This is a genomic window from Nocardioides pakistanensis, from assembly GCF_054781215.1.
Genome location: NZ_BAAGUV010000055.1, coordinates 1 through 905, shown reverse-complemented (window position 1 = coordinate 905; position 905 = coordinate 1). Strand labels below are relative to the sequence as shown.

1 protein-coding gene is annotated in these 905 nt (G+C 66.4%); it reads left to right on the top strand.

All coding sequences use genetic code 11. The features are described 5' to 3' along the window. Positions 1–905 (top strand): molybdopterin-dependent oxidoreductase (locus ACYVIH_RS17495; protein WP_460870788.1); only part of this gene is annotated, 905 nt, incomplete at both ends.

Sequence of the window (905 nt, the reverse complement as noted above, 5' to 3'; positions counted from 1 at the left end):
GATCGAGAATCAGGCCCGCATCTGACACTCCGCCACGGTTCCCAGTCTGGGAGCCTCGTTCGGCCGAGGCGGCGCGACTCAACCGCTGCAGGACATGGCCAATGCGGATTGCATCGTGATCCAGGGATCCAACATGGCCGAGTGCCACCCTGTCGGGTTCCAGTGGGTCTCGGAGGCGAAGGCGCGCGGCGCGAAGATCATCCACGTCGATCCTCGCTTCACGCGCACCTCTGCGGTGGCCGACAAGCACGTCCCGATCCGGGCCGGCTCCGACATCGTGCTGCTCGGCGCGCTCATCAACCATGTCATCGAGAACGACCTGTGGTTCAAGGAGTACGTGCTCGCCTACACGAACGCTGCGACGATCGTGAGCGAGGAGTTCCGCGACACCGAGGATCTCGACGGGCTGTTCTCGGGGTACGACGCCGAGACCGGCACGTACGACCCCTCGAGCTGGGCCTACAAGAAGACCGGCGCGCAGAAGCGGGACGAGGCGAAGGAGGCGGAGGGGGCCGACGAGCTCCAGGAGATGCAGGGATCCGGCCACCAGTACGGCAGCGGCGGACCGGCGGCGGGTGATCGCTACCTCACGGACGAGACGCTGGAAGATCCGCACACGGTGTTCCAGATCCTGAAGCGCCACTACTCGCGCTACACACCCGAGATGGTGCGCGAGGTCTGCGGCATCTCCGAGGAGGATTTCGCCTATCTCGCGAGCACGATCACCGAGAACTCGGGGCGCGATCGCACGACCTGCTTCGCCTATGCCGTCGGCTGGACCCAGCACACCATGGGCGCCCAGTTCATCCGCACCTCGGCGATCCTGCAACTGCTGCTCGGCAACATCGGGCGGCCGGGCGGCGGGATCATGGCGCTGCGCGGCCACGCGAGCATCCAGGGCTCCA